Annotated in this window: 24 protein-coding genes; 22 read left to right on the forward strand and 2 right to left on the reverse strand. The window is 44.6% G+C overall.

Translation table 11 applies throughout. From position 1 onward, the window contains the following. Nucleotides 1-34: 34 nt before the first annotated feature. The 10 genes from bslm_RS05905 to bslm_RS05950 all read left to right on the forward strand — a co-directional run bounded on the left by bslm_RS05905 (nucleotide 35) and on the right by bslm_RS05950 (nucleotide 11,862). On the forward strand, nucleotides 35-1,465 hold the full coding sequence (locus bslm_RS05905; protein WP_046380925.1) for an FAD-binding oxidoreductase: 1,431 nt from the start codon (nucleotides 35-37) through the stop codon (nucleotides 1,463-1,465). After that, the gene (locus tag bslm_RS05910; protein WP_003232993.1) at nucleotides 1,465-2,004 is read left to right on the forward strand and encodes an MFS transporter; all 540 of its coding nucleotides are present in this window, start codon (nucleotides 1,465-1,467) and stop codon (nucleotides 2,002-2,004) included. The genes bslm_RS05905 and bslm_RS05910 overlap by 1 nt, the downstream gene beginning before the upstream one ends. A 205-nt stretch (nucleotides 2,005-2,209) precedes the next feature. Then, a complete protein-coding gene (argC, locus tag bslm_RS05915; RefSeq protein WP_041345489.1) occupies nucleotides 2,210-3,247 on the forward strand; it encodes an N-acetyl-gamma-glutamyl-phosphate reductase in 1,038 nt (345 codons plus the stop codon). Between the two features lie 19 nt (nucleotides 3,248-3,266). Then, complete coding sequence (gene argJ, locus bslm_RS05920) at nucleotides 3,267-4,487, forward strand: bifunctional ornithine acetyltransferase/N-acetylglutamate synthase (protein WP_046380926.1); 1,221 nt, start codon at nucleotides 3,267-3,269, stop codon at nucleotides 4,485-4,487. A gap of 14 nt (nucleotides 4,488-4,501) precedes the next feature. Next, the gene (gene argB / locus bslm_RS05925; RefSeq protein WP_014476417.1) at nucleotides 4,502-5,278 is read left to right on the forward strand and encodes an acetylglutamate kinase; all 777 of its coding nucleotides are present in this window, start codon (nucleotides 4,502-4,504) and stop codon (nucleotides 5,276-5,278) included. Further along, complete coding sequence (locus bslm_RS05930) at nucleotides 5,275-6,432, forward strand: acetylornithine transaminase (RefSeq protein ID WP_046380927.1); 1,158 nt, start codon at nucleotides 5,275-5,277, stop codon at nucleotides 6,430-6,432. Before argB ends, bslm_RS05930 begins: the two co-directional genes overlap by 4 nt. A 71-nt stretch (nucleotides 6,433-6,503) precedes the next feature. Then, on the forward strand, nucleotides 6,504-7,565 hold the full coding sequence (locus tag bslm_RS05935) for a carbamoyl phosphate synthase small subunit (RefSeq protein WP_046380928.1): 1,062 nt from the start codon (nucleotides 6,504-6,506) through the stop codon (nucleotides 7,563-7,565). Then, on the forward strand, nucleotides 7,558-10,650 hold the full coding sequence (locus bslm_RS05940) for a carbamoyl-phosphate synthase (glutamine-hydrolyzing) large subunit (RefSeq protein ID WP_046380929.1): 3,093 nt from the start codon (nucleotides 7,558-7,560) through the stop codon (nucleotides 10,648-10,650). Before bslm_RS05935 ends, bslm_RS05940 begins: the two co-directional genes overlap by 8 nt. Continuing rightward, nucleotides 10,638-11,597, forward strand: coding sequence for an ornithine carbamoyltransferase (gene argF / locus bslm_RS05945; RefSeq protein WP_014479432.1), 960 nt, complete (start codon nucleotides 10,638-10,640; stop codon nucleotides 11,595-11,597). The genes bslm_RS05940 and argF overlap by 13 nt, the downstream gene beginning before the upstream one ends. Nucleotides 11,598-11,682: 85 nt before the next feature. After that, nucleotides 11,683-11,862, forward strand: a complete 180-nt coding sequence (locus bslm_RS05950) for a YjzC family protein (RefSeq protein ID WP_003245356.1) — start codon at nucleotides 11,683-11,685, stop codon at nucleotides 11,860-11,862. A 45-nt stretch (nucleotides 11,863-11,907) separates the two neighbouring features. Here the strand turns inward: bslm_RS05950 and bslm_RS05955 are convergent, their stop codons facing one another. Continuing rightward, a complete protein-coding gene (locus bslm_RS05955) occupies nucleotides 11,908-12,093 on the reverse strand; it encodes a YjzD family protein (protein ID WP_003245236.1) in 186 nt (61 codons plus the stop codon). Between the two features lie 248 nt (nucleotides 12,094-12,341). Here bslm_RS05955 and bslm_RS05960 point away from each other — a divergent pair, with 248 nt between their 5' ends. The 4 genes from bslm_RS05960 to comZ all read left to right on the forward strand — a co-directional run bounded on the left by bslm_RS05960 (nucleotide 12,342) and on the right by comZ (nucleotide 14,965). Next, on the forward strand, nucleotides 12,342-13,076 hold the full coding sequence (locus bslm_RS05960; RefSeq protein ID WP_014479433.1) for a hypothetical protein: 735 nt from the start codon (nucleotides 12,342-12,344) through the stop codon (nucleotides 13,074-13,076). An 81-nt stretch (nucleotides 13,077-13,157) separates the two neighbouring features. Beyond that, nucleotides 13,158-13,715 carry a hypothetical protein gene (locus tag bslm_RS05965; RefSeq protein ID WP_014479435.1) on the forward strand — a complete coding sequence of 186 codons (558 nt, stop codon included), beginning with the start codon at nucleotides 13,158-13,160 and terminating at the stop codon, nucleotides 13,713-13,715. A 90-nt stretch (nucleotides 13,716-13,805) separates the two neighbouring features. Further along, nucleotides 13,806-14,759, forward strand: a complete 954-nt coding sequence (med, locus tag bslm_RS05970) for a transcriptional regulator Med (protein ID WP_003245494.1) — start codon at nucleotides 13,806-13,808, stop codon at nucleotides 14,757-14,759. 14 nt (nucleotides 14,760-14,773) lie between these two features. Then, nucleotides 14,774-14,965 carry a ComG operon transcriptional repressor ComZ gene (gene comZ, locus bslm_RS05975; RefSeq protein ID WP_046380930.1) on the forward strand — a complete coding sequence of 64 codons (192 nt, stop codon included), beginning with the start codon at nucleotides 14,774-14,776 and terminating at the stop codon, nucleotides 14,963-14,965. 29 nt (nucleotides 14,966-14,994) lie between these two features. On the opposite strand, the gene yjzB is transcribed toward comZ, so the two are convergent. Then, the gene (gene yjzB, locus bslm_RS05980; protein WP_082098075.1) at nucleotides 14,995-15,234 is read right to left on the reverse strand and encodes a spore coat protein YjzB; all 240 of its coding nucleotides are present in this window, start codon (nucleotides 15,232-15,234) and stop codon (nucleotides 14,995-14,997) included. 164 nt (nucleotides 15,235-15,398) lie between these two features. Between yjzB and fabH the strand changes: the two genes are divergently transcribed. The 8 genes from fabH (at nucleotide 15,399) to appC (ending at nucleotide 24,299) form a co-directional block, all read left to right on the forward strand. Then, nucleotides 15,399-16,337 carry a beta-ketoacyl-ACP synthase III gene (fabH, locus tag bslm_RS05985; RefSeq protein WP_003232971.1) on the forward strand — a complete coding sequence of 313 codons (939 nt, stop codon included), beginning with the start codon at nucleotides 15,399-15,401 and terminating at the stop codon, nucleotides 16,335-16,337. A gap of 22 nt (nucleotides 16,338-16,359) precedes the next feature. Beyond that, complete coding sequence (gene fabF, locus bslm_RS05990; RefSeq protein WP_003244890.1) at nucleotides 16,360-17,601, forward strand: beta-ketoacyl-ACP synthase II; 1,242 nt, start codon at nucleotides 16,360-16,362, stop codon at nucleotides 17,599-17,601. Nucleotides 17,602-17,676: 75 nt separating this feature from the next. Continuing rightward, nucleotides 17,677-18,462 carry a DUF2268 domain-containing putative Zn-dependent protease gene (locus bslm_RS05995; RefSeq protein WP_003232967.1) on the forward strand — a complete coding sequence of 262 codons (786 nt, stop codon included), beginning with the start codon at nucleotides 17,677-17,679 and terminating at the stop codon, nucleotides 18,460-18,462. 191 nt (nucleotides 18,463-18,653) lie between these two features. Further along, nucleotides 18,654-19,640, forward strand: a complete 987-nt coding sequence (gene appD, locus bslm_RS06000; RefSeq protein WP_003232965.1) for an oligopeptide ABC transporter ATP-binding protein AppD — start codon at nucleotides 18,654-18,656, stop codon at nucleotides 19,638-19,640. Next, on the forward strand, nucleotides 19,637-20,626 hold the full coding sequence (gene appF / locus bslm_RS06005; RefSeq protein WP_003232964.1) for an oligopeptide ABC transporter ATP-binding protein AppF: 990 nt from the start codon (nucleotides 19,637-19,639) through the stop codon (nucleotides 20,624-20,626). The genes appD and appF overlap by 4 nt, the downstream gene beginning before the upstream one ends. 87 nt (nucleotides 20,627-20,713) lie before the next feature. Next, nucleotides 20,714-22,345 (forward strand): peptide-binding protein, encoded by a 1,632-nt coding sequence (locus bslm_RS06010; protein WP_003245082.1) that lies wholly within the window; start codon nucleotides 20,714-20,716, stop codon nucleotides 22,343-22,345. Between the two features lie 75 nt (nucleotides 22,346-22,420). Beyond that, complete coding sequence (appB, locus tag bslm_RS06015; protein WP_003245828.1) at nucleotides 22,421-23,371, forward strand: oligopeptide ABC transporter permease AppB; 951 nt, start codon at nucleotides 22,421-22,423, stop codon at nucleotides 23,369-23,371. A gap of 16 nt (nucleotides 23,372-23,387) precedes the next feature. Beyond that, nucleotides 23,388-24,299 (forward strand): oligopeptide ABC transporter permease AppC, encoded by a 912-nt coding sequence (gene appC, locus bslm_RS06020; protein WP_003232961.1) that lies wholly within the window; start codon nucleotides 23,388-23,390, stop codon nucleotides 24,297-24,299. Nucleotides 24,300-24,450 lie beyond the last annotated feature (151 nt).

Consider the following 24,450-nt stretch of genomic DNA (forward strand, 5'->3'; position numbering starts at 1 on the left):
GTATAATGGTCATAAAAACAGCAGGGAGAGCACTATGAAAAAGAAATTGCTTGCATTCGCGCTTTGTACTGGCGCGTATGCGGCCCTGTTTGCGTACTCTGTGAACTCAGAGCAAAAAACAGACACAAGCGAGATGACGGATGTCAGCCGCCTGATGCCTGTAAAAATAAAGCAGACAGTGAAAGGGCAGGAAGAGGAAACGCTCATTGACACAGTCAAAGAGGCAAATCGAAAAAACATAAAAATTTCAATCGCCGGGGCCCAGCACTCCATGGGCGGCCATACATATTATGAGGACGGCATCGTTCTCGACATGACGGGCTACAACAAAATCCTGTCACTCGATCAAGAGAAGAAAACCATCAGGGTGCAAAGCGGTGCAACGTGGAATGATATCCAGAAATACGTGAATCCATACGGACTCGCGGTAAAAGTCATGCAGTCACAAAACATTTTTACAATCGGCGGATCTCTCAGCGCAAATGCACACGGACGTGATATTCGCTACGGCTCGCTGATTGATACAGTCAAATCATTTCGGCTTTTAAAAGCTGACGGGACGATTATCACTGTCACTCCAAAAGATGATTTGTTTACGGCGGTCATCGGAGGGTACGGCCTTTTTGGCGTGATTCTTGATGTAACGCTTGAGCTGACAGATGATGAGCTGTATGTCATGAAGACAGAAAAAATGAATTACAGCACATACTCAGACTATTTTTCAAAGCATGTAAAAGGAAATCCAGATGTCCGAATGCATCTGGCGCGAATTTCAACAGCGAAAAAAGGATTTCTGAAAGACATGTATGTCACAAATTACGTATTGGCTGATCATCAGGATCAACTGCCATCATACAGCGATCTCAAAGAAGATGAGTATGCGGGAGCCACAAAGTTTGCACTCGGTTTGTCAAGACAGTATGAATGGGGCAGGAATTGGCTGTGGAACACACAGCAATCCTATTTTCTGAGCCAAAACGGCACAGAGATTTCACGCAATAACGTCATGCGGTCCGAATCAAAGTTTCTTGAGTATGAAAACAATGACAACACAGATGTTTTGCAAGAATACTTTGTGCCCGTGAAGGAGTATGGGTCCTATATTGATGACCTGAGACAAACGCTGTCGGACGAAGATCTGAACCTGCTGAACATTACGATCCGCTACGTGCAGAAAAATGAAAAGGCCGACCTTTCCTATGCGAAGGACGATATGTTTTCGCTCGTGCTATTAATAAACGAGGGCTTTTCAAAAGAAGACCAGGCAGATACTGCCCGAATCATCAGGCGCATGACAGACGTTGCCATCAAGCACGGCGGCAGCTATTATCTGCCTTATATGACCTACCAGACAAAAGAGCAAATGAGACAGGCATATCCGGAAAGTGAAGCGTTTTTTCAGAAAAAACGAACCTATGACCCGGATGAGCGCTTTATGAATTACTTTTATCAGAGGTATAAATAATGGGGAAAAACAAATTAAAATGGCTGACATTATCACAAAGCAGCGTGTTTTTCGCAAGCAGCTTAATCTTTCCGTTTTATATTCTGTTTGTGAAAAATATCGGCTCAAGCTACACACAGTTCGGTTTTTCCTACGGATTGTTTGGGTTGAGCGGAGCGCTCATTTACCCGCTCCTCGGACGGCTGTCTGAAAGGTTTGACAGCCGTTATTTTCTGCTTCTGAACTCGTGGGGGATGGCTGTTCTGCTTTTATATGTCCCGCATATCGGAAGCGTCGTTCAAGTGTATATCGTCCAAGTGCTGTTAGGGCTCTTTGGAGCGATGCAAAAGCATGGAGAAAAAGTGCTGATCGCTAATTTTACAGACAGCGGAGAGCGTGGAAAGAAGATTGGGAATTACCATTTTTGGACAGCTGTCTTTTCAGCAGCAGCCATTATGCTCGGGGGCTTTCTCGCTGACTTTTTCACAGTGCAAATGATTTTTTATGCAAGCTCTATTCTATATTTTTTGAGTGGATTGATGATGATGAAAACAGGCTGACGCGGTCAGCCTGTTTTTTTATGCGGCTGAAATGCGGCACCGCATCAACGTTTTTGTGCTGGAGTTGTGCTGGTTTTTTTGAGTGGAATTTCCATTGAACAGAAAATTTATAAATGAATAAAAATATTAAATATACGATTGAATTAATTTTTATTCATGTTATAATGTTAAATAATTTCACAAAGACTAAGAGGGTGAACTTGTTTTGAAAATAGGAATTGTAGGTGCTACAGGATATGGAGGCACCGAACTTGTCAGGATTCTCTCGCATCATCCTCATGCAGAGGAATGCATACTTTATTCATCCAGCGGAGAAGGGAATGTCTATAGCGAGGGTTATCCTCATCTTACCGGCTTAGCGGATCAGCAGCTGAAGCCGATTGATATGAATACGATCAAACACGAAATAGATATCATGTTTCTCGCTGCGCCGCCCGGAGTATCAAGTGAATTGACTCCAAAGCTGGCAGACGCGGGAATTCCGGTTATTGATCTGTCAGGTGATCTGAGGATACAAGAATCGGCTGAATATGAAAAATGGTATAAACGGACAGCGGCACCGAAGGCGGTGATTCAAGAGGCGGTATACGGTCTGGCAGAACTGAATCAACTGCAAATTCAACAGGCGAAACTCATTGCCAATCCAGGCTGTTTTCCAACAGCTGTTTTGCTTGGCCTCGCGCCATTGGCTCAAAAGAAACTGCTCGATGAATCTTTCGTTATCGTTGACGCGAAGACGGGTGTTTCCGGAGCGGGAAGAAAAGCATCCATGGGAACCCATTTTTCTGAGCTGAACGGCAATTTTAAAATTTATAAAGTCAATGAACATCAGCACACGCCGGAAATTGAGCAGGCGCTGAATGAATGGCAGCCAGGCCTCGGGCCCATTACATTTTCGGCTCACTTGGTTCCGATGACAAGGGGCATCATGGCGACGATGTATACCAGATTAACCTGTGATCTATCCGCAGATGACCTGCATGATTTATATTCGGAATTTTACCAAGATTCATATTTTGTGAGAGTGAGGCCAAAAGGTCAGTACCCGCAAACGAAAGAAGTGTACGGCAGCAATTTCTGTGATATCGCCGTGACCCTCGATGAGAGAACGAACAGAGTCACGATCGTCTCGGTAATCGATAATTTAATGAAGGGTGCCGCCGGTCAGGCAGTGCAAAACTTTAATTTGATGAATGGCTGGAATGAAGAAACTGGACTCACCATCACGCCAATTTATCCATAGAACGGGAGAGAATCGAACCATGATTCAGTTAAGTGAAGATCAAATTGTAAAAGTAACAGGTGATGTATCCTCACCAAAAGGATTTCAGGCAAAGGGTGTGCATTGCGGGCTGCGTTACTCAAAAAAAGACCTCGGCGTCATTATCAGCGAGACACCGGCCGTGAGCGCAGCGGTTTATACCCAAAGCCACTTTCAGGCTGCTCCGATCAAAGTGACACAAGACAGCTTAAAGCACGGACCGACACTGATAGCCGTCATCGTCAACAGCGCCATTGCCAACGCCTGCACGGGAGAACAGGGCTTAAAGGACGCATACACAATGCGGGAGAGCTTTGCTTCACAGCTTGGCATTGAGCCGGAGCTTGTCGCTGTTTCATCAACGGGTGTCATCGGCGAGCATTTAGACATGGAAAAAATCCACGCGGGGATCGAGCTGCTGAAAGAAACACCTGCGGGATCAGGCGATTTTGAGGAAGCGATCTTAACAACAGATACGGTGATTAAGCAGACGTGCTATGAGCTGGCAATCGGCGGCAAAACAGTCACGATCGGCGGAGCGGCCAAAGGCTCAGGGATGATACATCCGAACATGGCCACGATGCTGGGATTTGTGACAACTGACGCGGCAATTGAAGAAAAAGCGCTGCAAAAGGCGCTTCGGGAAATCACTGACGTTTCATTTAACCAAATCACAGTTGACGGAGAAACATCCACGAACGATATGGTATTAGTTATGGCGAATGGCTGCGCCGAAAACGAGTGCCTGACAGAAGACCATCCAGACTGGCCGGTCTTTAAAAAAGCGCTCTTGCTCACTTGTGAGGATCTGGCTAAAGAGATTGCCAGAGACGGAGAAGGCGCGACAAAACTAATTGAAGCCCAAGTGCAGGGAGCGAAAAACAATCTTGATGCAAACGTCATTGCCAAAAAGATTGTCGGCTCAAATCTTGTAAAAACGGCAGTATACGGAACAGATGCCAACTGGGGGCGGATCATCGGAGCCATCGGACACTCCGCAGCACAGGTGACGGCAGAAGAAGTAGAGGTTTATCTTGGCGGCCAATGCCTGTTTAAGAATAACGAACCTCAGCCATTCTCTGAATCTATCGCCAAGGAATACCTTGAAGGAGATGAAATCACCATTGTCATCAAGATGGATGAAGGGGACGGAAACGGGAGAGCGTGGGGCTGTGACCTGACCTATGACTATATCAAAATTAACGCGAGCTATCGCACGTAATAAAGGGGAGCGAAATGAAGAAAACAATCGTTTTTAAATGCGGGGGAAGTGTCATCCGTGAGCTGTCGGAGGAATTTTTTCAAAATCTGAAAGAGCTGATGGCATCAGGCTGGAAGCTGGCGATCGTACATGGCGGGGGACCGGAAATCACAAATATGCTGAAACGGTTAAATATCAAGACAGAGTTTTCGGGCGGACAGAGGAAAACAACGAAGCCGGTGCTGGAAGTGGCGGAAATGGTTTTATCCGGTTCTGTCAATAAATTTTTCGTTGCTGAGCTTGCCAAACACGGACTGCGAGCCGCAGGCATTTCTGGTAAGGATGGAGGTCTTTTGGAGGCTGATTATCTAGATCCGGAAACATACGGAGAAGTGGGAGAAATCAAAAAAGTCGATGCGTCCATGGTGAACGCGCTGATGGAAAATGGCATCATCCCCGTTATTGCGCCGCTGTCTATGACAAGCGACTGCAAAACGCTGAATGTAAATGCTGATCTGGCTGCTTCAGCAGTCGCCGGAGCGCTTGAAGCCGATAAGCTGATGTTCGTCACGGATGTCGATGGAATCATGAAGGAAAAGCAGCGTCTGGACGTCCTGACCCCTAAGGAGATTCAGATGCTGATCAAGCAGGAAGTGATCACAGGAGGGATGATCCCGAAGGTCAATTCAGCCTTGTCAGCTTTATCAGATCAGGTGTCTGAAGTCATGATCGTAAACGGAAAAGGATCATTCTTCGCAGAACAAACCTTTCAAGGGACAAAAATAGTCAAAGCAAAGGAGGCTGTTTCATGAGCAGCTTGTTTCAAACCTACGGCCGTTGGGATATTGACATCAAAAAAGCAAAGGGAACGTACGTTGAGGATCAAAACGGCAAATCATACCTTGATTTCATTCAGGGGATTGCGGTATCAAATCTAGGACACTGCCATGAAGCGGTGACAGAAGCAGTCAAAAAACAGCTTGACAGCGTATGGCACGTATCCAACCTGTTTCAAAACAGTCTCCAAGAGCAAGCGGCGCAGAAGCTGGCAGCGCATAGTGCAGGAGATCTTGTCTTTTTCTGCAACAGCGGCGCGGAGGCGAATGAAGGTGCGATAAAGCTTGCCCGAAAAGCAACTGGAAAAACAAAAATCATCACTTTTCTTCAGTCGTTCCATGGCCGCACATATGCAGGGATGGCTGCGACCGGACAGAATAAAATCAAAACAGGCTTCGGCCCGATGCTTGAAGGCTTTCACTACCTGCCATACAATGATCCTTCTGCTTTTAAAGCTCTTGGGGAGGAAGGCGATATTGCCGCGGTGATGCTTGAAACAGTGCAGGGAGAAGGAGGAGTCAATCCGGCGAGTGCTGAATTTTTATCAGCCGTACAGTCGTTTTGCAAGGAAAAGCAAGCCCTTCTCATCATTGATGAAATCCAGACCGGCATCGGACGGACGGGAAAAGGCTTCGCATATGAGCACTTCGGACTCTCACCGGATATCATCACAGTCGCCAAAGGATTGGGAAACGGCTTTCCGGTCGGCGCTGTCATCGGAAAGAAACAGCTTGGAGAAGCGTTTACCCCTGGTTCTCACGGAACGACTTTCGGAGGAAACATGCTGGCGATGGCTGCTGTGAATGCCACATTGCAAATTGTATTCCAGCCTGACTTTTTGCAAGAGACTGCTGACAAAGGGGCGCTTTTAAAAGAACAGCTTGAGGCAGAGCTAAAGAGCCCTTTTGTTAAACAAATCCGAGGTAAAGGATTAATGCTTGGAATTGAGTGTGATGGCCCGGTTGCTGACATTATTGCTGAATTGCAGACATTAGGCTTGCTTGTATTGCCGGCCGGCCCGAACGTGATTCGGCTGCTGCCGCCGCTCACCGTGACTAAGGATGAAATAGCAGAAGCCGTCAGCAAGCTGAAACAGGCAATCGCTCATCATTCCGCTGTAAACCAGTGATTTTTTTTTCGATGTAAAGGCATAAAAATTCATTTTTATAATTAATTATTCATCAAGAGGTGGGCTGTTAGATGGAAGGTTATTTAGTGTTAGAAGATGGGACATCGTTCAGCGGCGAGCTGGACGGTCATGAAAACTGTACGGGAGAAGCTGTTTTTTTCACAGGAATGACAGGCTACCAGGAAGTGCTGACAGATCCATCATATAAGGGACAGATTATTGTATTTACCTACCCGCTGATTGGCAACTACGGCATAAATGAAAAGGATTTTGAAAGCAAGAAACCGCAAGTAAAAGCAGCGGTTGTCTATGAGGCGTGTGATCACTTTTCTCATTATGAAGCGGTATACAGCCTCAAGGAGTATTTACAGAAATGGAACATTCCGCTGTTAACCCATGTTGATACGAGGGCTGTCGTGAAGAAAATCCGGGCAAACGGGACGATGGGTGCGACAGTCACAGCCTCTAAAGAAGGAGCTGAGATTGCCCTTCAACCCGAGAATGTGGCAGAGCAGTCTTCCGCCCAGGAAATCAGCACATTTGGCGACGGGAATAAACATATCGCTCTCATTGATTTTGGCTATAAAAAGTCAATCGCATCATCACTTGTCAAACGAGGCTGCAAGGTTACCGTGGTACCATACCAGCAAATGGAGGCCGTATACAACATCAAACCCGATGGCATTGTGCTATCGAACGGACCTGGAGATCCGAAAGCAATCCATCCATATTTAGGAAAGATCAAAAGCATCATCAGCCGCTTTCCGACTCTAGGCATTTGTCTCGGACATCAGCTGATCGCGCTCGCGTTTGGAGGGAATACTTTTAAGCTGCCATTCGGGCACAGGGGAGCTAATCATCCGGTCATCGACCGTGAGACGAAACGGGTCTTTATGACAAGCCAAAACCACAGCTATGTGGTTGATGAACAGTCGATTAATGAAGAAGAGCTCACGATCAGGTTTCATCATGTCAATGATACGTCAGTTGAAGGGCTTGCCCATAAAAAACTGCCTGTCATGAGTGTTCAATTCCACCCGGAAGCCCATCCCGGACCTGCGGAAAGCGAATGGATTTTTGATGATTATTTAAAGAATGTGATACCAGCAAGGAGAGAAATCGCGCATGCCTAAAGACACCAGTATTTCAAGCATATTAGTAATCGGCTCAGGCCCGATCATCATCGGGCAGGCCGCAGAATTTGATTATTCAGGCACTCAAGGGTGCATCGCGCTGAAGGAGGAGGGCTACCGGGTCATTCTCGTCAACAGCAATCCGGCGACAATTATGACTGATGAAGCCTTCGCTGATGAAATTTATTTTGAGCCTCTGACAGCAGAAAGCCTGACAGCCATCATTAAGAAAGAACGGCCTGATGGGCTTCTTGCCAATTTAGGCGGTCAGACCGCGTTGAATTTAGCGGTGGAGCTTGACGAAACGGGTGTTTTAAAAGAGCACGGCGTCAAACTCCTCGGCACATCCGTTGAAACGATACAAAAAGGAGAAGACCGGGAAAAATTCCGTTCGTTAATGAATGAATTAAAACAGCCCGTGCCAGAGAGTGAAATTGTTGATAACGAGGCCGATGCCCTCCATTTTGCGGAATCCATCGGTTTTCCTGTTATTATCAGACCGGCTTACACATTAGGCGGAAAGGGCGGAGGAATCGCCCCTGATAAAGAAGCCTTTACAGCTATGATTAAACAGGCGCTATTAGCAAGTCCGATCAATCAATGCCTTGTCGAAAAAAGCATTGCCGGTTTTAAAGAAATTGAATATGAAGTCATGCGTGACAGCAATAACACATGCATTACCGTCTGCAATATGGAAAATATCGATCCGGTCGGCGTGCATACAGGTGACTCTATCGTTGTGGCGCCGTCACAAACATTGACAGACGAAGACTATCAAATGCTGCGGACAGCAAGTCTGACGATCATCTCAGCACTTGATGTTGTAGGCGGCTGCAACATTCAATTCGCGCTTGATCCTTTCAGCAAGCAATATTACGTGATCGAAGTGAATCCGCGTGTCAGCCGGTCATCGGCTCTCGCATCTAAAGCGACCGGTTATCCGATTGCAAAGATGGCTGCTAAACTGGCAGTCGGATACACACTTGACGAGCTGAAAAATCCGCTCACAGGCTCAACTTACGCAAGCTTTGAACCGGCACTGGACTATGTGATCGTCAAATTTCCGCGCTGGCCGTTTGATAAATTCAAAAACGCAGACCGCAAGCTTGGCACAAAAATGAAAGCCACCGGTGAAGTGATGGCGATTGAACGGAATTTAGAAGCAGCAATACAGAAGGCAGCCGCGTCGCTTGAATTAAAAAATATCGGGACACACCTTCCAGAGCTCAGCGGCTTGTCAATTGATGCGCTATGGGAGTTGGCAGTCACTCCGGATGACCGCAGATTTTTCGTTGTCATGGAGCTGTTGAGCCGCAGCGTGACGATTGATGACATTCATGCGAAAACAAAAATTGATCCGTTTTTCCTGCATACCTTTGACAACATCATCAAATTGGAAAACCGCCTGATGGAAGCAGGGAGCGATCTCTCTTTTGAATTATTGAAGAAAGCAAAGGAAAAGGGATTCTCAGACGCAACGATTGCCTCACTGATCGGCAAAACAGAGGAAGAGGTGCGCGCGCTTCGCAAGGAGATGGGCATTACGCCTTCCTTTAAAATCGTAGATACATGCGCGGCAGAGTTTGATGCGAAAACAAACTATTTTTACTCCACATATTTCGGAGAAACCGATGGAGACATCAGCCGCAAAGAGAAAAAACGCGCGCTCATTATCGGATCAGGCCCGATTCGGATCGGCCAAGGCGTTGAATTTGATTATAGTGCTGTTCACGGTGTGCTGACACTGCAAGAGCTTGGATTCGAAACCATCATGATTAACAATAACCCGGAAACGGTCAGCACCGATTATGAAATTGCGGACCGCCTGTATTTTGAACCAATGACAACGGAGCATATTGTAAACGTGGCGGAGCAGGAAAATATTGATTTTGCAATTGTGCAATTCGGCGGCCAAACTGCAATCAATGCTGCTGAAGCGCTCGAAAAAGCCGGCATTACTCTTCTTGGCACATCATTTCAAACGCTCGACGTGTTAGAGGATCGGGATCAATTCTATCAGCTTCTTGACGAGCTGGGATTGAAGCACGCAAAAGGAGAAATTGCTTATACAAAAGAAGAAGCCGCTTCAAAAGCGAGTGAGATCGGCTATCCGGTGTTAATCCGCCCATCTTACGTTATCGGCGGAATGGGCATGATCATTGTTGACTCGCAAGCCCAGCTTTCTCAGCTGCTGAATGATGAGGACAGCATGCCATATCCGATTTTGATTGATCAGTATGTGTCTGGAAAGGAAGTCGAAATTGATTTGATTTCCGACGGCAAGGATGTCTTTATCCCGACATATACCGAGCATATTGAACGGGCAGGTGTCCATTCAGGGGACAGCTTTGCCATTCTTCCCGGGCCGTCCATCACGAGCGGGCTGCAGCAGGGCATGAAAGATGCGGCACAAAAAATTGCCCGAAAACTTTCATTTAAAGGCATCATGAACATTCAATTTGTGATCGACAATGGAAACATACTCGTTCTTGAAGTGAATCCGAGAGCGAGCCGCACGGTTCCTGTCGTCAGCAAAGTAATGGGCGTTCCGATGATTCCGCTCGCCACACGACTGCTGGCGGGAGCGTCCTTAAAAGATCTAAATCCGGCAGTTCAAAATCATCATGGAGTTGCCGTGAAGTTCCCTGTTTTTTCTTCTCATGCGATCCAGGATGTGGATGTCAAGCTTGGGCCGGAAATGAAATCAACGGGAGAAGGCATGTGTGTCGCATATGATGCTAACAGTGCCTTGAAAAAAATCTATACAAGAGTCTGGAGTCAAAAAGGCAGCATTTATTTGCAAAACGTTCCGGAAGATGTGAAGGAGTTAGCAGAAAACGCAGGTTTTACCGTTCATGAAGGGACATTTGCCTCATGGATGGAACAAGAAGAAAAATCGCTCCACATCAATCTGAGCGGTTCTGAAGAAGCACGCATAGAACGTTTGGAAGCCATGACGCACGGCATCCCCGTCTTTACAGAAGAAGAAACTGTGCGGGCGTTTTTACAAAGCGGTTCTGGCCATCCGCAGCCTGTATCTCTCAAAGACCTCTATAAAAAGGAAGTGGCATCATGCACACAGTGACGCAAACCAGTTTATACGGAAAAGATTTATTAACGTTAAAGGACCTTAGTGAAGAGGATATAAACGCCTTGCTCGCAGAAGCCGGTGAGCTGAAACAAAACAAAATTCAGCCTATATTCCATGGCAAAACCTTGGCGATGATTTTTGAAAAATCATCAACGCGGACACGTGTTTCTTTTGAAGCGGGCATGGCACAGCTTGGCGGGAACGCCCTCTTTCTAAGCCAGAAAGATCTGCAGCTGGGGCGCGGTGAGACTGTCGCTGATACGGCAAAAGTGCTGTCAGGCTATGTGGATGCCATCATGATCCGGACCTTTGAACATGAAAAGGTGGAGGAACTTGCCAAAGAAGCTGACATTCCGGTGATCAATGGACTTACTGATAAATACCACCCATGCCAGGCGCTGGCGGATCTCTTGACGATTAAGGAGATAAAAGGGAAGCTTAAAGGCGTAAAAGTCTCATACATCGGTGACGGAAATAACGTGGCGCACTCCTTGATGATCGGCTGCGCGAAAATGGGCTGTGATATCTCGATCGCTTCGCCAAAGGGATATGAAGTGTTAGATGAAGCAGCTGAAGCGGCAAAAACATATGCACTTCAATCCGGCTCTTCTATCACGCTGACAGATGATCCGATTGAAGCTGTAAAAGACGCGGACGTAATTTATTCTGATGTGTTTACAAGCATGGGGCAGGAAGCGGAAGAGCAAGAACGTCTTGCTGTCTTTGCGCCTTATCAGGTGAATGCGGCGCTTGTCAGCCATGCCAAGCCTGACTATACATTTTTACATTGTCTCCCTGCGCATCGTGAGGAAGAAGTGACTGCGGAGATTATTGACGGGCCGAACTCTGCAGTGTTCCAGCAGGCGGAAAACCGTCTTCATGTGCAAAAAGCACTGCTGAAGGCCATTTTATACAAAGGGGAATCATCAAAAAACTGCTGAGCCAAACTCAGCAGTTTTTTTGATGGCAACATATTCACAGCCGCTTAGGCGCATACTACAGCAAAAAGGAAAAGGAGGAAAAACAGTGGGACAGCAGCACCAATTCCGGCCCGGACAGAAAGCGCCTAATAACGGTGTCTACGTAGAAATCGGCGAGACAGGGAGCATGGTTAAAAACCCTCAAAAGGTCCATCTGTCAGCAGGGGAAATGTTCCCCGAAACATCAAACCACAACCGGCTGTGGACCTACAAAAGAAAGCCGTGACCACTAAAAAACCCAAAACAATAAATGTTTTGGGTTTTTGGCTTTTTAATGCTGGCTTGCATTTTTGTTCATAGGCATGATTTCTGCTAAAACCATGATTAAGACATACAGTACAACAGCAATGACAGATGATGTTTTGAAATTATACGTAACGCTGTTCATGCTTGCAACCAAGTAGCATGCCATATGTGATAAAAGGAACGTCCAAATAAAGGCAATAATATATCGCACGTTTCCACCTCGTCCTTCTCATTCTATTCTAAAAGTTATCATACCATACAAAAAGCGAAGGGGGAATCCAATTTTAGCAGAAAGTGAGGTGACAAAAGAGTCTGATTCGTCACACTTTAATGGTAAAATATAAAACGTCAATCAGTATAATAGCCAAAAATGTAAAAGGCTAGGACTTTACCTTATTCGTTTCTTTTCTATTTACATAAGATAGCGTGAGATGAAGTGTGAAAGGAGGCGGGCAAGCGATGGGAATAACGGAAAGATACTTTCAACTGGGAACGGAGCATAATGTCATTCATCTGCCCTATCGCCCGAACGGCTTCGGCATCTTTATCTTGGGGGACAGAACCCACTTTGTCGGACATGATTCAAGCTTTTGGCAGCAGCATTATGGCAGAAATCAGCTTCTGAGCATGTTGAGGAATGAAGGATACACTCTTTTTAACAGCAATCTGTTCGGAAGGCATTGGGGGGCGGAAAAAGCAGTCACCTATGCCAAACAGCTGATACATTCTGTGCTGAAGCAGGAAATCCTCAATCCGAAGATTCATATTTTAGCAGAAGGCATGGGTGCTCTCGTGGCCGATGAACTGCTTCGTTTTTCCCCGGATCATATCCGCTCAGCCGCAATGTTGAATCCTTGTCTCGATCTTCAGGCACATTATGAATCGGAAAAAGAAAATAAATTTTTCTATAAGCAATTTTTGAAAGAAGTTTCGAAAAGCTACGGAATTTCTGAAAAAGAAGCGGAAGCGCTTCGTTATAAAACAATTCAAAGCTACCCGAGCGGCGTACCGGTTCATATATGGCAGCGTATGACCGGAGCTCCATATCCCTACAGCGTACATGCGGAAGTTTTCAAGGAAAAACAGCAAAAGCAAGGCTCACCGGTCGACATGACATTTCATTTATTTGAGCATCCAAGCAGAATTTATGCATCAATTTGCAAATTCTTTCACAGTCATGAAAAAGAATTATAGAGAATATAATGACAACAGCCTTCTCTTTTGCGGAGGCTGTTTTGTTTTGGGAAATGAAAAACCGGAAGGGCGGCAGATGCAATGGAATCAACGCTGATTGTAGGTGCGGACGAATTTTTCGGCCTTTCATTATGTGAACGAATGATGGATGAAGGCATACATGTTGACGTTGTTCTGGCGGAAACAGAAGATAAAATGAGACAAATGTACTTAGAAGAAAGACTCATGTGGCTTGGGAGAAATGAACTCTTTCGCCAGCTTGAACACATTGGAGACCAAAATTATGATACAATTTGTATCCAGTTCGGAAGTTTTTTGCCTTTAGACCAATGTGATTCTCCTTATATTTTAGTATATGAAGAAGACCGAAAAGAATGGGAAAAACGTGAAAAAACAGGCTCGGAAAAAACCGTGATCCTGCCGAAAATGTATGGGCCATGGAAAGAAGAAACAGAGGAAGACGGCTATTACACAAACGACGTGGCTGACGAGTTGCTGAGATTCCTGTTAGAACCAAGCCGTCATAGCAAAGATCAGCTTTTTGAATTGCAAGTCACAGAGAAAACCTCAAAAGAAGAAGCAAAAACAAAAATTATCGAGTGGAAAAGACAATTTTCATCAATTTTCGACAAATATTAAGAAAAACCTTCCATGTTTCGAGTTTTCTAGATACAATAAACGTATAAAAATAATACATGTTATAGCTTGTCAAAAGGAGTTGAACATGACTTGATCACAAGGCTTGTCATGATCTTTTCTGTCCTCCTTTTATTGAGTGGATGTGGACAAACTCCGTTCAAAGGAAAAATTGAGAAGGTCGGCATGCTCTTTCCTGATACGATTAATGACCTCGTATGGGGCACAAAAGGGTATAAAGGATTACTGAATATACAATCCAAATACAATGTGGACGTCTATTATAAAGAAGGCGTTAAAACAGAAGAAGATATCATAAATGCGATTGAGGATTTTCATAAGAGGGGCGTCAATCTGCTCTACGGCCATGGGAGTGAATATGCTGAGGTGTTTAACTTGGTCGGCGAAGATTATCCAGATATGGAATTCGTCATTTCCAATGCGAAAGCGAAAGCTGATAATGTAACGAGTGTCCATTTTAGCGGGGAAGCAATGGGCTTTTTTGGAGGAATGACTGCTGCCCATATGTCGAAAACGAATCAGGTCGGTGTAATTGCTTCCTTTACGTGGCAGCCTGAGGTGGACGGTTTTATCAAAGGGGCCAAGTATGAAAATCCGGATATAGAGGTAAATACGAAATATACGGATCATTGGGATGATGATACAACAGCAGTAAAGCTTTATCAGAAAATGAAGAACGAAGGCGCGGATGTTGTGTATCCCGCCGGAGACGGGTATAATGTTCCTGTTATTCAGCAAATCAAAAAAGACGGTCTTTATGCCATTGGTTACGTCACAGATCAATCGGATCTGGGCGAGAATACCGTATTAACCAGCACGGTGCAAAATGTGGACAAGGCCTATGAAATCATTGCTGAACAATTTAATAAAGGCACCCTTGAGGGCGGCGATCATTACTACGACCTGAACACGGGAGTCGTTGAGATGGGAACATTCAGCCCGCTCGTCGATCAAGACTTTCAGCAAAGAATCGCCAAGCTGATCAAAACATACAACAAAACAGGCGAGCTGCCAAAAAACGAGTAATGGAGTGACGTCACATGCAGCACGAAAAATCACTTGAATTCTTGCAAATTGCCATGAAATATTTCCCTGAAGCGAAAGAACAGTTTGAGAAATCAGGCATTGAGCTCTCAATGGAGGCCATCCAGCCGTTTATGAATCTATTTACAACGGTAATGGCGGAAGCTTATGAGCTTGGCAAGTCTGACGCTAAATCTGAAACAGAATAAGAAGAAGCCACTTTTTTGAAAGTGGCTTTTCACATGATTTTCTTTTTAATAGCGGAGAGCATAGGCGCAAGCTCCTTTAAAGCGGGCTTGATTTGATCAAGAGAGTTCATAATTGAACCGATTTGGTCCACAATATGCATGTAATTAATCGTCTCTTCGTCGTTTGTCTGAGAAACCTGAGAAACTTCCTCTTGCTGTTCCTCCTCCTTCTCTTCTGTTGGTTTTGCTGCATCGCCGAACATCATTCTTGAAAACACATCCAACTGCATACGCCTCCTTTCCATATACCATACTCTATGAGTAAGATGAACTGATAGTTTAGACGAATATATTGCCATGTGAAAAAAAATAGGATAGAATTAGTACCTGATACTAATAATTGATCACAACCTGATTGATCTTCTAAATTTAAGATATAAAGGAGTCTTCCCTAATGAAAGCTGGAATACTTGGTGTTGGACGTTACATTCCTGAGAAGGTTTTAACAAATCATGATCTTGAAAAAATGGTTGAAACTTCTGACGAGTGGATTCGTACAAGAACAGGAATAGAAGAAAGAAGAATCGCAGCAGATGATGTGTTTTCATCACATATGGCTGTTGCAGCAGCGAAAAATGCGCTGGAACAAGCTGAAGTGGCTGCTGAGGATCTGGATATGATCTTGGTTGCAACTGTTACACCTGATCAGTCATTTCCTACGGTCTCTTGTATGATTCAAGAACAACTCGGCGCGAAGAAAGCGTGTGCTATGGATATCAGCGCGGCTTGTGCGGGCTTCATGTACGGGGTTGTAACCGGTAAACAATTTATTGAATCCGGAACCTACAAGCATGTTCTAGTTGTCGGTGTAGAGAAGCTCTCAAGCATCACCGACTGGGAAGACCGCAATACAGCCGTTCTGTTTGGAGACGGAGCAGGCGCTGCGGTAGTCGGGCCAGTCAGTGATGACAGAGGAATCCTTTCATTTGAACTAGGAGCCGACGGCACAGGCGGTCAGCACTTGTATCTGAATGAAAAACGACATACAATCATGAATGGACGAGAAGTTTTCAAATTTGCAGTCCGCCAAATGGGAGAATCATGCGTAAATGTCATTGAAAAAGCCGGACTTTCAAAAGAGGATGTCGACTTTTTGATTCCGCATCAGGCGAACATCCGTATCATGGAAGCTGCTCGCGAGCGTTTAGAGCTTCCTGTCGAAAAGATGTCTAAAACTGTTCATAAATATGGAAATACTTCTGCCGCATCCATTCCGATCTCTCTTGTAGAAGAATTGGAAGCCGGTAAAATCAAAGACGGCGATGTGGTCGTTATGGTAGGGTTCGGCGGAGGACTAACATGGGGCGCCATTGCAATCCGCTGGGGCCGATAAAAAAAGGTGAGGTGCACACAAGATGACTAAAAAAAGAGTAGTTGTTACAGGACTTGGAGCATTATCTCCACTTGGCAACGACGTCGATACAAGTTGGAATAACGCAATCAACGGTGTGTCCGGAATCGGTCCGATCACTCGTGTTGACGCTGAAGAATATCCGGCAAAAGTTGCCGCTGAATTAAAAGATTTTAATGTTGAAGATTATATGGATAAAAAAGAAGCCAGAAAAATGGACCGCTTTACACAATATGCGGTTGTGGCTGCGAAAATGGCGGTTGAAGATGCAGATCTTAACATTACCGATGAGATCGCGCCGAGAGTCGGTGTTTGGGTAGGCTCCGGTATCGGAGGACTTGAAACACTAGAGTCTCAATTTGAAATCTTCTTAACAAAAGGCCCAAGACGGGTAAGCCCGTTTTTCGTGCCAATGATGATTCCTGACATGGCGACAGGCCAGATTTCTATTGCATTAGGAGCAAAAGGGGTGAACTCTTGTACGGTTACAGCATGTGCTACAGGAACGAACTCCATCGGTGACGCGTTTAAGGTTATTCAGCGCGGTGATGCAGACGTGATGGTCACAGGCGGAACAGAAGCGCCGCTGACAAGAATGTCATTCGCCGGCTTTAGTGCCAACAAAGCGCTGTCTACTAATCCAGATCCGAAAACAGCGAGCCGCCCGTTTGATAAAAACCGTGATGGCTTTGTCATGGGGGAAGGTGCAGGGATTATCGTTCTTGAAGAACTTGAGCATGCCCTAGCCCGCGGCGCTAAAATTTACGGAGAAATTGTCGGCTACGGCTCAACCGGAGACGCTTATCATATCACAGCGCCGGCCCAAGACGGTGAAGGCGGAGCGAGAGCGATGCAAGAAGCCATTAAAGATGCAGGCATTGCACCTGAAGAAATTGATTACATCAATGCTCACGGGACAAGCACGTATTACAACGACAAATACGAAACAATGGCGATTAAGACCGTTTTTGGCGAGCATGCGCATAAACTTGCGGTAAGCTCTACAAAATCGATGACAGGCCACCTCTTAGGAGCAGCCGGCGGTATTGAAGCCATTTTCTCTATCCTGGCCATTAAAGAAGGCGTGATTCCGCCGACAATCAATATTCAAACACCTGACGAAGAATGTGATTTGGATTATGTGCCTGATGAAGCCCGCAGACAGGAACTTAATTATGTTCTCAGCAACTCATTAGGATTCGGCGGACACAACGCAACATTAATCTTTAAAAAATATCAATCATAATCAAGCCAAACCGGCTGCCCTTAAAGGGTAGCCGGTTTTTTTTGTGTGCATAGGATTAAAAGAGGAGGCGATCACATGAGTGTAGAACAAACATATAGCTGGCTCAGGAAGGCCGGTTCAATAGATGATTTGGCGCATTACATTATCCCGCTTTTTTCAGGTGCGGAGAAAAAGAACTGGAAGGGCATTCTGGGGCATCTTCAGCATCATGGGATGTTTAAAAACATAAAAGAGGGTATTCAGACGGTTTCCAAGCTGAAGGAAAAAGGTTTTTACGGACATATCCAAAAGGAAGAACAGTACCTCAAAAACAAATGGCAAGGTCCTGATGTACCAATTGTTACGCTGCCGGTTGATGAACGAAACAGGAGAATCCGTTTAGAATTCGGATCAAAATCAGGACTCGCCTTTCAAGACAAAATGTTCCTTTTTCTTTCGTCAGATTTAGATTTTGGGTCGGTATCTGCCCTTATGACGCATGAGTATCATCACGTTTGCCGGTTAGGTCATCTGACAAAAGAGGAAAAGGATGTCACATTACTTGATACAATCATCATGGAAGGGCTGGCGGAATATGCTGTTTATGAGAGGTTCGGCCGAAGTCAAACGGCTGAATGGACGACTTGGTATACACCGGAACAGCTTCAGGCTTTATATGAAAAAAAGATTGCGCCCCATCGGGATATCAAACGGGATAATCGATTATTTCCCCAGCTGTTATTCGGCAAAGGATATCAGCCAAAAATGCTTGGATACGCAGTTGGATTCAATATTGTAAAAAAATATTTAACCGCCAGCAAGGCAAGCACCGCAGACGGGCTGTCCATTCCTGCTGAGACCTTTTTGGATGCAATGCTTTAAAAGGATAAAATAATGGAATTTCATTAATAATATTACATTTATCCTAAAAAATTCTTGATTTTGCAAAATGATTGTAATAATATACAACTATAAAATTTTTCGATAATTCAATATTATTTATTATTTCTGAATAAAGGGATTGCTTTCTCTTGAAAACGTTTGACAACAAGAGGGGGGAAAGGGGAGCTAGCATGAGCACACTTTTAGAAGTGAATAATTTAAAGACTTATTTTTTCAGGAAAAAGGAGCCGATCCCTGCGGTTGACGGAGTCGATTTTCACATCAGCAAAGGCGAAACCGTCGCGCTTGTAGGTGAATCGGGCTCCGGAAAAAGCATTACTTCTTTATCAATTATGGGCCTCGTCCAAAGCTCAGGCGGAAAAATCATGGACGGTTCTATTAAACTCGAAGACAAAGACCTCACCTCATTCACTGAAAACGATTATTGCAAAATCCGCGGTAACGAAGTATCCATGATCTTTCAGGAACCAATGACCTCCCTTAATCCGGTGTTAACAATCGGAGAACAAATTACCGAAGTGCTGATTTACCATAAAAACATGAAGAAAAAAGAAGCCCGTCAACGAGCTGTTGAACTCTTGCAGATGGTCGGTTTCTCCCGGGCGGAGCAAATTATGAAGGAGTACCCGCATCGGCTGTCCGGCGGTATGAGACAGAGGGTGATGATTGCCATCGCACTGAGCTGTAATCCTAAACTGCTCATTGCTGATGAACCAACGACAGCGCTGGACGTGACAATACAAGCCCAGGTGCTGGAGCTCATGAAAGATCTCTGTCAGAAGTTCAATACATCGATTCTTCTCATCACACACGACTTAGGTGTCGTGTCTGAAGCTGCCGATAGAGTGATTGTCATGTACTGCGGACAAGTCGTAGAAAACGCCACTGTTGATGACTTATTTTTAGAACCGCTTCATCCGTATACAGAAGGCCTGCTTACGTCAATTCCTGTTATAGATGGAGAGATTGATAAATTAAATGCGATTAAAGGCAGTGTGCCTACACCGGATAATCTGCCGCCGGGGTGCCGTTTTGCCCCAAGGTGCCCGAAAGCTATGGATAAGTGCTGGACAAATCAGCCTTCGCTTTTGACACACAAAAGCGGAAGAACGGTGAGATGCTTTTTATATGAGGAAGAGGGTGCCGAACAATCATGACAGCAGCTAATCAAGAAACAATCTTAGAGCTTCGTGACGTAAAAAAATACTTTCCGATCCGGTCAGGCCTTTTTCAAAGAAAAGTCGGTGATGTAAAAGCGGTGGATGGTGTTTCATTTTCGTTAAAAAAAGGAGAAACACTCGGAATCGTTGGAGAGTCGGGCTGCGGAAAATCGACTGCCGGCAGAACGATGATCAGACTGTACAAACCGACAGAGGGCCAAATTCTTTTTAAAGGGCAGGATATTTCCAATCTGTCAGAGGAGAAGCTGCGGAAGAGTGTCCGCAAAAATATTCAAATGGTTTTCCAAGATCCATTTGCTTCGTTAAACCCGAGAAAGACCCTGCGTTCCATCATAAAGGAGCCGTTTAATACGCACAACATGTATACCATGCGTGAACGAAACGAAAAAGTTGAAGAGCTGCTTGCAAGAGTAGGGCTTCACCCGTCGTTTGCCGGCCGTTATCCCCATGAGTTTTCAGGCGGCCAGCGTCAGCGGATCGGCATTGCCAGAGCACTCACTTTGAATCCAGAGCTGATCATTGCAGATGAGCCGGTTTCCGCACTTGATGTATCCATTCAGGCCCAAGTGATTAACTTGATGGAGGAATTACAGGAAGAATTTAATCTTACGTATCTATTTATCTCTCATGATCTGAGTGTCGTCCGCCATATCAGCGACAGAGTCGGAGTAATGTATCTTGGCAAAATGATGGAACTGACCGGCAAGCATGAGCTTTATGACAACCCGCTTCACCCATATACCCAAGCGCTTTTATCCTCCGTTCCGGTTACAAGAAAAAGAGGTTCTGTCAAACGTGAACGCATTGTCCTGAAGGGAGAACTGCCTAGTCCGGCCAACCCGCCAAAAGGCTGCGTATTCCACACAAGATGTCCTGTTGCAAAACCGATATGCAAGGAACAAATACCAGAATTTAAAGAAGCTGCTCCCAGCCACTTTGTGGCTTGTCACCTTTATAGCTAATGTTGCCCGCACAGCTTTGAGAGGGGGTATGCACACTACATAAACAACAGCTGAGAAGAACGAACATTTCAAGAGGGGGAATATCTAATGAAAAGACGGAAAACCGCACTGATGATGCTAAGTGTATTGATGGTTCTGGCCATCTTTTTATCAGCCTGCTCGGGATCAAAATCAAGCAACAGCAGCGCGAAAAAATCAGCAGGCAAACCGCAGCAAGGCGGGGATTTGGTTGTTGGTTCAATCGGAGAACCCACACTTTTTAACTCTCTGTATTCTACCGATGACGCAAGTACGGATATTGAAAATATGCTGTACAGCTTTTTAACGAAAACGGATGAAAAACTAAATGTGAAATTGTCACTCGCTGAAAGCATTAAAGAATTAGACGGCGGCCTTGCATATGATGTGAAAATTAAAAAAGGCGTTAAGTTTCATGACGGAAAAGAACTGACTGCAGACGACGTCGTATTTACGTACAGTGTCCCTTTAAGCAAAGATTACAAGGGAGAACGCGGTTCAACATATGAAATGCTGAAATCCGTAGAAAAAAAAGGCGATTACGAAGTCTTGTTTAAGCTGAAATATAAAGACGGTAATTTCTACAACAATGCGTTAGACAGCACAGCTATTCTGCCGAAACATATTCTCGGTAATGTTCCGATTGCTGATTTAGAAGAAAATGAGTTTAACAGAAAGAAACCAATCGGTTCAGGACCATTTAAGTTTAAGGAATGGAAGCAGGGCCAATATATTAAGCTCGAAGCGAATGATGATTACTTTGAAGGAAGACCGTATTTAGATACTGTGACGTATAAAGTCATTCCTGACGCAAATGCTGCCGTTGCTCAGCTGCAGGCAGGCGATATTAATTTCTTTAATGTGCCCGCCACTGACTACAAAACGGCTGAAAAATTCAACAACCTAAAAATCGTTACTGATTTGGCATTAAGTTATGTGTACATCGGGTGGAATGAAAAAAATGAATTATTCAAGGATAAAAAGGTTCGTCAAGCGCTGACAACCGCTCTTGACCGCGAGTCAATCGTCAGCCAAGTATTAGATGGAGACGGCGAGGTAGCTTACATTCCGGAAAGCCCTTTATCTTGGAACTATCCTAAAGATATAGATGTTCCGAAATTTGAGTACAACGAGAAAAAAGCGAAACAGATGCTTGCAGAAGCCGGCTGGAAAGATACGAACGGTGACGGCATTCTGGATAAAGACGGAAAGAAATTCTCGTTTACCCTTAAAACGAACCAAGGAAACAAAGTCCGTGAAGACATCGCTGTCGTCGTTCAGGAACAGCTGAAAAAAATCGGCATTGAAGTGAAAACCCAGATCGTTGAATGGAGCGCTCTCGTTGAACAAATGAATCCTCCGAATTGGGATTTTGATGCAATGGTCATGGGATGGAGTTTATCCACATTCCCGGATCAATATGATATTTTCCATTCAAGCCAGATTAAAAAGGGTTTGAACTACGTTTGGTATAAAAATGCCGAAGCGGATAAACTCATGAAAGATGCAAAATCAATCAGTGACAGAAAGCAGTATTCAAAAGAATATGAGCAAATCTATCAAAAAATTGCGGAAGATCAGCCGTATACGTTCTTGTATTATCCTAACAACCATATGGCAATGCCGGAAAATCTTGAAGGATACAAATATCATCCGAAACGTGATTTGTATAATATTGAAAAATGGTGGCTTGCAAAATAAATTTCCCTTAAAGGGGAGGGAGAGCGTTTTCTCCCTCTTCTGTTTTTAATAAGGAAAGTAAAGGGGGACAAGTATATGGCTGCATATATTATCAGAAGAACCTTAATGTCTATCCCGATTTTATTGGGAATTACGATTTTATCATTTGTTATCATGAAAGCCGCGCCCGGAGATCCGATGACATTAATGATGGACCCGAAAATCAGCCAGGCTGACAGAGAGCAGTTTATTGAAAAATACGGTCTGAATGATCCTCAGTACGTTCAATATTTAAAGTGGCTAGGCAACATGGTGCAGGGTGATTTCGGAACGTCTATTGTCAGAAAAGGAACGCCTGTTTCAGAATTGATTATGGCAAGACTACCCAATACGCTCCTGCTGATGCTGGTTTCAACGATTTTGGCTCTTATGATTTCTATTCCGTTCGGTGTCCTGTCGGCAAAGCGGCCGTATTCAAAAATCGACTATGGCATTACATTTACCTCGTTTATAGGCCTGGCTATTCCAAACTTTTGGTTTGGATTAATTTTGATTATGGTGTTATCGGTAAATCTCGGCTGGTTTCCAACTGGGGGTGTCGAGACACTGAATACCGAATTCAATATATTTGACCGGATTCATCATTTAATTCTGCCTGCATTCGTTCTAGCTACAGCTGACATGGCCGGACTGACGAGATACACGAGATCCAATATGCTTGATGTATTAAATCAAGATTATATTCGCACAGCGAGAGCAAAAGGATTTAAAGAGAACAGAGTGCTATTTAAACATGGATTGAGGAATGCATTATTACCCGTCATTACAATTTTCGGTTTGATGATTCCTTCATTTATCGGCGGATCTGTCGTTGTCGAACAAATTTTCACTTGGCCGGGATTAGGAAAGCTGTTTGTCGATTCAGCATTCCAGCGCGATTATCCGGTTATCATGGCAATGACTGTGATCTCGGCGGTTCTTGTCGTTGTCGGAAACCTCATTGCAGACATCCTTTACGCGATTGTTGATCCGCGGATCGAATATTAAAAGGAGGGAAACAGAGATGTCAGAGCTGCAAACAACTCCCTCGCCGGAGATCAGGCTGAAAGAAAATATTTCGAAAAAGCCAGAAACAATGACAAAGATTTTCTGGGAAAAATTCTCGAAAAACAAACTGGCCATTTTAGGTGCCGTTATTCTTTTTATCATTATTATGTCTGCTGTTTTCGCCCCTTTAATTGCACCTTATCCCCAAGAGCAGCAAAGCCTGCTTGATAAATATAAGGCGCCGGGCCTTGAACATCTGATGGGAACGGATAAATTTGGACGTGATATTTTCAGCCGGATCCTATATGGAGCGCGTGTCTCTTTATTGGTTGGATTTGCGTCCGTAGTCGGTTCGATTTTGATCGGAACGGTTTTAGGAGCATTAGCCGGATATTTCAGAGGAATAGTGGATGCTGTCATTATGCGTGTAGTTGACATTGTGTTATCCATTCCTGATATTTTCTTGTTGATCACGCTGGTCACCATCTTCAAGCCGGGTGTGGACAAACTGATTTTAATTTTCTGTCTCACAGGATGGACCACAACAGCACGATTAGTAAGGGGAGAATTCTTGTCGCTCCGTTCAAGGGAATATGTTCTTGCTGCTAAAACAATTGGAACAAAAACGCACAAAATTATTTTTTCTCATATCCTGCCCAATGCGTTAGGGCCGATTATCGTGTCAGCTACGCTGAAAGTTGGGTCTGTTATTCTAGCTGAATCGGCGCTAAGCTACTTGGGCTTTGGAATCCAGCCGCCAATCGCTAGCTGGGGGAACATGCTTCAAGACGCACAGAATTTCACAGTAATGATTCAAGCATGGTGGTACCCGTTATTTCCCGGGCTATTTATTTTAATGACCGTTTTATGCTTCAACTTTGTCGGTGATGGCCTGCGGGATGCGCTTGACCCGAAAAATATTAAATAAAAATGAATATAATATCTGTGATAAAATATCACCAAATCAGAAAAAAAGCAGGTCTCCTTTTGTTAGAAAATATACAAAGAGATCTGCTTTTTGTGATTCTTACATAAAACCAGTGATTCCAGATTTCCTCAATCTCTTTGGAATAATTTCT

The organism is Bacillus sp. LM 4-2 (assembly GCF_000978495.1).
Lineage (GTDB): Bacteria > Bacillota > Bacilli > Bacillales > Bacillaceae > Bacillus > Bacillus subtilis.